An 8152-nucleotide genomic window follows, 5' to 3' on the forward strand; every position below is an offset into this window, starting at 1 on the left:
CGTGGTGGCGCGCAGTGCCAGGGTGGTGCGCGAGGTTCTGCTGAGCCTCGCGGCCTTCCTGGGACTTTTGTGCCTCCTCGGGGTCCTTGCTTCGCTTCTGTTCGGAGCGGGTTTCGTGGTGTTCCGCACCGGCTCGATGGAACCCGCCTACCCGGTGGGGGCTTTGTCCCTGACGGTTCGTGAGCCGGCTGACCAGGTCAAGCCGGGGGAGGTGGTTTCCGTGGTACGGCAGGGCACCAAGACCTTGGTGACGCACCGCGCGGTGTCCGTGCACCCTGAGCCGGGCAACGGCCCGGGTGCCGCCACGCTCGTGCTGAAGGGTGATGCGAACTCCTCGGAGGACCCTCTGCCGTATCAAGTGACCACTGCGCAGCGGGTCGTGTTCACCGTGCCCTTCCTCGGGTCCTGGGTGATGGCCGCCAGGGGTCCATGGTTCCTCACCGTGCTGACGCTGGTCCTCGCGGTGCTGGTCACCTGGGCTTTCTGGCCACGCCGGCAGCCACGCCATGCGGTGAAGGAGGCGTCGTGAAGTTCCGTGCGGGATGTGCCGTGCTCGTGCTGGCCGTTCTCGCGTGTGTGGCGAATCCCGTGCAGGCGGCGGACGGGTTCGTCCCGGTGCCGCAGACGGGTTCACCGGGACGACTGGAACTGGCGTCCGCTCCGTACCCCCTGGTGTTCCCATCCCTTGCACCCGGTCAGGAGTACTCCTGGCAGCTCAGACTGAGTGTGGCCGAGAAAGTGTCTGCCACCACTTCGCTGCGGCTGAGCGCCAGTGGAGCATTGGCCGCCCCGGGCGGGTATCTCGTCACCGTGCGCGAATGTTCACAACCGTGGGATGGTGGGAGCGGTGTGGGTGCGCGGCTGAGCTGTGCCGGGAAGTCGTCCGTCCGGATCGACGGCAAACCTCTGGATGCGGTGGAACCTCGGACGAGGATCCCCTTGGCCGGACTTCCCGTGGGCCAGGAGTCGTATCTGGCAGTGTCCCTGGCCGCTCCCCGTGGCATGGCTCCGGCGCCGGGCGAGAGCTTGCGGCTGGGTCTCGGGATCACGGCGCAAGCTGAGGACGGCGCGCCCGGTCAGCTGGGTTCCACCGGGTACGACGGCGGGCGGTTCGCTCTGCTGGGCGGGGCGCTGCTGTTGCTGGGGACCGCGCTCTGGGCGGCGTTCGCGCGCCGGCGTCCGGCGCAGGAAAAACGACCGATGACGAAGGGATGACGTGGTGAGAGTCCGCGGAGGCTGGATCGCGGCGGTGGCCGCGTGCGCCGTCGTGCTCTCCGCCGTACCCACCTCCGCCGCCTGGACGGACAACGAATGGACGAAGGGCAGTGGTCTGAGCGCGACCACCATTCCGCCTGCGACGCTCAGCAAACCCTGCGTCTACAACCCGGGTGTTCTGGGACTGGGTGCCAAGATCACGATCTACTGGCGGGCCCCGGCCGGGTATGCGCTCGCCAATTCGGTGATGTACGCCTCGCAGAGTGGGCTGGGGTCCGTGCTGGCACCACTCACGGGCTTTTCCATGACGACCAGCACCACGGTCAGCGGCGCCGACTACGTCACCGATGTCCCGGTGAATCTCCTGGGTGGGCTGCTCGGGCTTGGGGCCGAACTGGAACTGGCCATCGTCATGAAGAACGGCACCTGGACTTCGGTCCCGGTCAAAGTGAAGGCCAACCCGGGTCTTGTCGGAGGCCTGGGAGGCTCCTGCACCAATATCGGCTGAGCGTCGTGAAGCGCCCCCATGCGGCCGGATCCGGCGTGTGGACTAAACTGGGTGGGTAACTGCCCTGCCGAGCCCCATGGGAGGCCCCTGTGCCAGCAATCGTGATCGTCGGAGCCCAATGGGGCGATGAAGGCAAGGGAAAGGCCACCGATCTTCTGGGCGGCCGCGTCGATTACGTGGTGAAGCCGAACGGCGGAAACAACGCCGGGCACACCGTCGTCGTGAACGGTGAGAAGTACGAGCTGAAGCTCCTTCCCGCCGGCATCCTCAGCCCTAATGCCATCCCGGTCATCGGCAACGGCTGCGTGGTGAACCTCGAAGCCCTCTTCCAGGAGATCGACGGTCTGGAAGCCCGTGGTGCGGACACCTCCCGGCTGCGCGTCTCGGCGAACGCCCACCTCGTGGCCCCGTTCCACCAGGTGCTGGACAAGGTGACCGAGCGCTTCCTCGGCAAGCGCGCCATCGGCACCACCGGCCGGGGCATCGGACCCGCCTACATGGACAAGGTGGCCCGTCTGGGCATCCGGGTCCAGGACGTCTTCGACGAATCCATCCTGCGTCAGAAGGTCGAAGGCTCCCTGCACCAGAAGAACCAGCTGCTGGTGAAGGTCTACAACCGCCGCGCCGTCGAGGCCGAGGAGATCGTCCAGTACTTCCTCTCCTACGCCGAACGCCTGCGCCCGCTGGTGGTCGACTCCACCTATGTGCTGAACAAGGCCCTCGACGAGGGCAAGGTCGTCCTCATGGAAGGCGGCCAGGCCACCTTCCTGGACGTGGACCACGGCACCTACCCGTTCGTGACCTCCTCCAACCCCACCGCCGGCGGCGCTTCTGTGGGTTCTGGCATCGGACCCACGAGGATCTCCCGCTCGATCGGCATCATCAAGGCGTACACCACGCGCGTCGGTGCGGGCCCGTTCCCCACGGAGCTGTTCGACGACATGGGCCTCTACCTGCAGAAGACCGGCGGTGAGTTCGGCGTCAACACGGGCCGCCCCCGCCGTTGCGGTTGGTACGACGCCGTCCTGGCCCGTCACGCCTCCCGCGTCAACGGCTTCACGGACTACTTCCTCACCAAGCTGGACGTGCTCACGGGCATCGAACAGATCCCGGTCTGTGTGGCGTATGACGTCGACGGGGTCCGCCACGATGAGATGCCGATGACCCAGACGGACTTCCACCATGCGAAGCCTGTTTTCGAGTACTTCCCCGGCTGGACCGAGGACATCAGCGGGGCCAAGACCCTCGGCGATCTCCCCGAGAACGCCCGGAACTATGTCCTGGCCCTGGAACGCCTCTCCGGCACCCGTTTCTCCGCCATCGGCGTGGGCCCGGACCGCGAGCAGACCATCGTCGTGCATGACCTGATCGAGGACTGATCCTCCTTCCTCTTTCGAGGGCCGGCGGCGCGTTGGCGTCGCCGGCCCTCGGTGCGTTCCGGCCGGATCGGCGGGGGAATAGGCTTAGGGCATGACCCACGTCAACGATCCCGCCGTCATTGAAAAGCTCATGACGACGAAGGCCCGCTGGGCCATCGTCGGTCTCAGCACCAACCAGTGGCGTGCCGCCTACGACGTCTCGCTCACGGTCCGCGACCGGATGGGGATGGAGATCATCCCCATCAACCCCAAGGGCGAGGACGTCCATGGGGAGAAGGGGTACACGAAACTCTCCGAGGTGCCCGCAGGAGTGGACGTGGTGGATTGCTTCGTCAATTCCCAGCGCGTGGGGGACGTGGTGGACCAGGCCATCGAGGCGGGTGCGAAGGCCGTCTGGATGCAGCTCGGCGTTGTCGACGAAGACGCCGCTCTCCGGGCCGAGGCCGCCGGTCTCATGGTCGTGATGGACGAGTGCCCCGACCGAGTGCTGCACCGCTGGGCACAGCAGGGCCGTCGGCTGGCCGGTGACGGTCAGGCCCAGGCCTGAGCCCGCCGTCGTCGTACGCCACGGCTGAGAGCCGCTGAAGGAGAGAAGAACCGCGATGGACGCCGAAGCGCTGAGAGAGTTCTGCCTGTCGTTCCCCGGAGCGGTGGAGGAGTACCCCTTCGACCCGGGGCTGTCGGTGTTCAAGGTCGCCTCCGCGGTCGACGGCGCACGCCACCCCGCCAAGATGTTCGCGCTGTCGGCTCTCAGCGGCACGCCTCTGGGAGTCAACCTCAAATGCGATCCGGAGATCGCGCTGCAGCTGAGGGCCTCCTATCCGGCGATCACCGGTGCCTGGCACATGAACAAGAAGCACTGGAACAGTGTGCAGCTGGATGGGGTGCCGGAGGATCTGCTGCGGGACATGATCGAGGATTCTTACGACCTCGTGGTCTCCGGGCTCAGCCGGCGCCAGCAGGAACAGCTGGGCTGGAAAGGGCTTCTGGAACGCGGCTGAGGGGTTTTCTGGGGCCGGGTGCCCCGAAGGTGTCGGGTTGCCCGGCCCCGCTCCGGCTGAGGTTCCTGGCCTCTGGCGGGACCCCGACCGGCCGCCTCCTAAACGGTCGCTCGGCACCGACGTGGGGTTCCCCGGCTCCCGGCGTCGGTACGCAGTGTCCTGTCGGCGGACCGGTCGGCAGAGTGCTGCGTACTGTGAAGATTATCGAGCCGGAATCCAGTTGTCCCCAGTAGCCACTACTCGATTTTCCCCGGTCACGGCGAGGCGCTCGCTGCGGTCCTGGGACGGGTGGGAAGCTGGCCTCATCGTCACCCTCGCAGGGTCTCCCGGCACCCGGCCCGGCCAGCGCTGAAGGGGCCCCGGGACGGCCTCCACATGAGGCAAGTTATGAAACCGCAATGAAAGAAGTTGATCAAAACTCCCGGGAATTATTGCGTTTCGCGCAAAGATGGTGTTGCATATCACACAGGCAAGGGTCCCGATGGGCCCAGGTCACGCTGGTCGAAGTCGCAGATGACCCGTCCAGCTCCTTTGAGTCATCGGAAGGTTAACGATATGAACATGCAGAACCAGCCGTTTGTTCGGCGTGGATTCCTCCGGGGGGCGCTCGCGACTGCCGCGATCATCCCCATGGGTGGCGCCTTGGCTTCCTGCGCATCCGGCGGTGACAGCGGCGGTGGGTCCGCTCCCACCGGTACCGTATCTGCGGACAACCCGTTCGGCATGGCCAGCAACTCGACCGTCGATGCCGTGGTCTTCGACGGCGGCTACAAGACGGACTACGTCCAGTTCGCCGCGAACGTCGCCCAGAAGAAATTCTCCGGTTCGACCTTCAAGGTTTCGGCCTCCTCGGCCATCTCCTCTGAACTGCAGCCGCGCTTCGCCGGTGGCAACCCGCCGGATCTCGTGGACAACTCCGGTGCCCAGTCCATCGGCATCTCCACCATCCTCGACTCCCTCGAAGACCTCAAGAGCATCACCGAGGCCAACAACTACGAGGGCACCAAGATCGCTGACACCCTGTACGAAGGCGTACTGAACCCGGGCACCTTCGGTGACAAGGTCGCAGCCATCAACTACGTTCTGACCGTCTACGGTGTCTGGTACTCGGCGTCGCTGTTCGAAGCGAACGGCTGGACCGTTCCGAAGACCTGGGATGAGGCGTTCGATCTCGGCGAGAAGGCCAAGGCCAAGGGCAAGTACCTGTTCCTGTGGGGCAAGGAAGCCGCGACGTACTACCAGGAGCTCGCCTTCGCCTCCGCCATCAAGGAAGGTGGCGACGAGGTCCGTCTGAACATCGAGAACCTGAAGCCGAACGCCTGGAAGCAGGACGCGATCACCAAGGTCTTCCAGGCCCTGGAGAAGCACATCAAGGCCGGTCACATCAAGCCCGGTGGCTCCGGAACCCAGTTCACCGCCGCTCAGGCGCAGTGGTCGAACAGCCAGGACGCACTGCTGTACCCGTCCGGTTCCTGGATCGAAAACGAGATGAAGGACCAGACCAAGGCCGACTTCAAGATGACCGGTGCCCCGGTGCCGACCGTCACCTCCGGCTCCAAGCTGCCCTACGAGGCCCTGCACTCCGGTGCCGGCGAGCCGTTCATCGTCCCGTCTCAGGGCAAGAACGTCGCGGGCGGCAAGGAACTGCTTCGTGCCATGCTCTCCAAGGACGCGGCGACCAACTTCGCCAAGACCAAGCTGGCCCCCACCGTCGTCAAGGGCACCGTCCCGGCCGACGGCTTCGGCTCCACCGCCCTGGTCTCCCAGACGAAGATGCTCGACGCCGCCGGGAAGAACACCTTCAACTGGAAGGTCTTCGATCTGTACGGCATGAACAAGGACCAGCTCGTCGCCTGGAACACCTTCCTGGACGGCAAGAGCTCCGCGGACCAGCTGGCCAGCGACCTGCAGCAGATCTCGGACAAGATCGCGTCGGATTCGTCGATCAAGAAGGTTGAAATCAAGTGACCCAGCCTGTTCTGGGAACCACCGCGGACGGCGGCCCCTCGGCCGCCGTTCCGCGGCGGCGCAAGAAGCTGACCTGGGACAAGCTCAGCTTCATGCTGGTCTTCCTCGGTGTGCCGTTTGTCCTGTATCTGATTTTCGTGATTTCGCCGTTCATTCAGGCGTTCTATTACAGTTTCACCAACTGGTCGGGCTTCAGCCCGAAGTACAACGTGGTGGGGCTGGACAACTACATCCGCCTCTTCCAGGATGATCTCTTCCTCAAGGCCCTCGGCAACAACATCCTGTTGCTCATCATCGTGCCCCTGGTGACGATCATCCTCGCGTTGGCCCTCGCCGTCATGGTCACGGTCGGCGGCAGCAGCAAGGGGCAGGTCAAGGGCCTGAAGGGCTCCAGCTTCTACCGCGTGGTCTCCTTCTTCCCCTACACCATCCCCGCGATCGCCATCGGCATCATGTGGGGACAGATCTACGATCCGAGCGGTGGCCTGCTGAACGGTCTGCTGCGTGCGGTGGGCCTTGGCGGCTTCAAGGACTACCCGTGGCTGGGTGATGCCCGTACCGCCATGGGCGCCTCCATGTTCGTGATCGTGTGGGGCTTCGTGGGCTTCTACATGGTGCTCTTCGTGGCCGGCATCAAGGGCATCCCTGCCGAGCTCTACGAGGCGGCGCGCATCGACGGAGCCGGGCGTTTCCGCACGGCCATCAGCCTCACGGTTCCGATGATCCGGGACAACATCCAGACCGCGTACATCTACCTCGGCATCGTCGCCCTCGACGCCTTCGTCTACATGGCCGCCCTGTTCCCGAACGCCGGCGGCCCGCAGAATTCGACCCTGGTCATGGCTCAGCAGCTGTTCTTCACGGCCTTCCAACGCGGTCAGTTCGGTATGGCGACCGCCATGGGTGTCGTGATGGCCGTGGCCACTCTCATCTTCTCGGGACTCGTTTTCCTGGTGAACCGGTTGACCGGTGGTAAGGATCAGGAATTGGTATGAGTGTCCTCAATAAGACGAAAGCCCCGGAAGGGCACGTCGAGCGCAAGGCCGAGACCACTGCGGGCGACCGGACGGTGGCGGGCATCAGCCACGTGGTGCTGATCCTGTGGTCGGCGATCGTGGTGCTTCCCCTGCTGTGGACGTTCATGTCGTCCTTCAAGTCTTCGGCGGAGATTTTCGCCTCGCCCTTCGCGTTGCCCAGCGAGTGGCACTTCGACAACTACAGCCGCGCGTGGCAGACCGCTCACATCGGCGAGTACTTCGGCAACTCGGTGCTCGTCGTCGGCGTCTCGCTGGTGCTCGTGATGCTGCTGGGCGCCATGTCCGCCTATGTGCTGGCGCGCTTCAAGTTCTGGGGCAACAGGTTCCTGTACATCCTGATGCTGGCAGGCAACACCTTCCCGGTGTTCCTCGCCATGGTCCCCCTGTTCGCGATTCTGAAGAACATGGGCATCCTCGGCACATATCAGGCGATGATCGCCACGTACACGAGCTTCGCACTGGCGTTCACGGTGTTCTTCCTGCACAGCTTCTTCAAGAATCTGCCGGGTGAGATCGCCGAGGCCGCCGCGATCGATGGTGCGGGTGAATGGAGGACCTTCTTCCAGATCATGCTCCCGATGGCGAAGCCCGGCCTGGCCTCGGTCGCGATTTTCAACTTCCTCGGCCTGTGGAATCAGTTCCTCATTCCGGTGACCATCAACTCGTCCGGTCCGAAGGTTCTGTCCCAGGGCCTGTTCGCCTACGCCCAGCAGATGGGCTATGCCGTCGACTTCGGTGCGCTGTTCGCCGCCGTCACCGTGACGGTGCTCCCCGTGCTCGTGGTCTACGTGATCTTCCAGCGCCAGCTGCAAGGCTCGGTGTCCCAGGGCACATCCCGCTAGCCTGTAGCGCGTTTCCGGCCCCTGTTCCTCGCCCCCACAGCGAGGAACAGGGGCTTTTTGCTGTCCGCCCCTCATCGACTGCTCCGTGGTTGTGGGTTTTGGGGGGCCCAAAAAAAAACACACCCCCCGGGGGTGGTGGGGGGGGGTGTGTTGTGTGGGGGGGAAAAAAAAAATAGTGGTGTTGGGGGAATAAAAACCCCAC

The 8152-nt window shown here is 64.7% G+C and carries 9 protein-coding genes; all 9 read left to right on the forward strand.

The window, feature by feature from the left end; genetic code table 11:
- Nucleotide 1: 1 nt before the first annotated feature.
- Nucleotides 2-529 carry a signal peptidase I gene (locus ACIPXZ_RS11275; protein WP_400593938.1) on the forward strand — a complete coding sequence of 176 codons (528 nt, stop codon included), beginning with the start codon at nucleotides 2-4 and terminating at the stop codon, nucleotides 527-529.
- Nucleotides 526-1215 carry a hypothetical protein gene (locus tag ACIPXZ_RS11280; RefSeq protein WP_400593941.1) on the forward strand — a complete coding sequence of 230 codons (690 nt, stop codon included), beginning with the start codon at nucleotides 526-528 and terminating at the stop codon, nucleotides 1213-1215. Before ACIPXZ_RS11275 ends, ACIPXZ_RS11280 begins: the two co-directional genes overlap by 4 nt.
- Before the next feature lie 4 nt (nucleotides 1216-1219).
- Nucleotides 1220-1723: a SipW-dependent-type signal peptide-containing protein gene (locus ACIPXZ_RS11285; protein ID WP_400593944.1), complete on the forward strand. Its 504-nt coding sequence runs from the start codon at nucleotides 1220-1222 to the stop codon at nucleotides 1721-1723.
- A gap of 89 nt (nucleotides 1724-1812) precedes the next feature.
- A complete protein-coding gene (locus ACIPXZ_RS11290) occupies nucleotides 1813-3102 on the forward strand; it encodes an adenylosuccinate synthase (protein WP_400593946.1) in 1290 nt (429 codons plus the stop codon).
- Nucleotides 3103-3193: 91 nt separating this feature from the next.
- A complete protein-coding gene (locus ACIPXZ_RS11295) occupies nucleotides 3194-3649 on the forward strand; it encodes a CoA-binding protein (protein ID WP_400593949.1) in 456 nt (151 codons plus the stop codon).
- Between the two features lie 55 nt (nucleotides 3650-3704).
- Nucleotides 3705-4103 carry an MmcQ/YjbR family DNA-binding protein gene (locus ACIPXZ_RS11300; protein ID WP_400593952.1) on the forward strand — a complete coding sequence of 133 codons (399 nt, stop codon included), beginning with the start codon at nucleotides 3705-3707 and terminating at the stop codon, nucleotides 4101-4103.
- A gap of 555 nt (nucleotides 4104-4658) precedes the next feature.
- The gene (gene ngcE / locus ACIPXZ_RS11305) at nucleotides 4659-6071 is read left to right on the forward strand and encodes an N-acetylglucosamine/diacetylchitobiose ABC transporter substrate-binding protein (RefSeq protein ID WP_400593954.1); all 1413 of its coding nucleotides are present in this window, start codon (nucleotides 4659-4661) and stop codon (nucleotides 6069-6071) included.
- A 92-nt stretch (nucleotides 6072-6163) separates the two neighbouring features.
- Complete coding sequence (locus ACIPXZ_RS11310) at nucleotides 6164-7066, forward strand: carbohydrate ABC transporter permease (protein ID WP_400593975.1); 903 nt, start codon at nucleotides 6164-6166, stop codon at nucleotides 7064-7066.
- A complete protein-coding gene (locus ACIPXZ_RS11315; RefSeq protein ID WP_400593957.1) occupies nucleotides 7063-7950 on the forward strand; it encodes a carbohydrate ABC transporter permease in 888 nt (295 codons plus the stop codon). Before ACIPXZ_RS11310 ends, ACIPXZ_RS11315 begins: the two co-directional genes overlap by 4 nt.
- The last annotated feature ends 202 nt before the right edge of the window (nucleotides 7951-8152 follow it).

Origin of the sequence: Arthrobacter sp. NPDC090010 (genome assembly GCF_044748305.1) — a bacterium.
GTDB lineage: Bacteria > Actinomycetota > Actinomycetes > Actinomycetales > Micrococcaceae > Arthrobacter_E.

What these genes read in the sequence shown, in the direction of transcription:
- ACIPXZ_RS11295 (WP_400593949.1), top strand. Translation starts at nt 3,194, where the DNA reads ATGACCCACGTCAACGATCCCGCCGTCATTGAAAAGCTCATGACGACG.
- ACIPXZ_RS11310 (WP_400593975.1), top strand. Translation starts at nt 6,164, where the DNA reads ATGCTGGTCTTCCTCGGTGTGCCGTTTGTCCTGTATCTGATTTTCGTG.
- ACIPXZ_RS11315 (WP_400593957.1), top strand. Translation starts at nt 7,063, where the DNA reads ATGAGTGTCCTCAATAAGACGAAAGCCCCGGAAGGGCACGTCGAGCGC.
- ACIPXZ_RS11300 (WP_400593952.1), top strand. Translation starts at nt 3,705, where the DNA reads ATGGACGCCGAAGCGCTGAGAGAGTTCTGCCTGTCGTTCCCCGGAGCG.
- ngcE (WP_400593954.1), top strand. Translation starts at nt 4,659, where the DNA reads ATGAACATGCAGAACCAGCCGTTTGTTCGGCGTGGATTCCTCCGGGGG.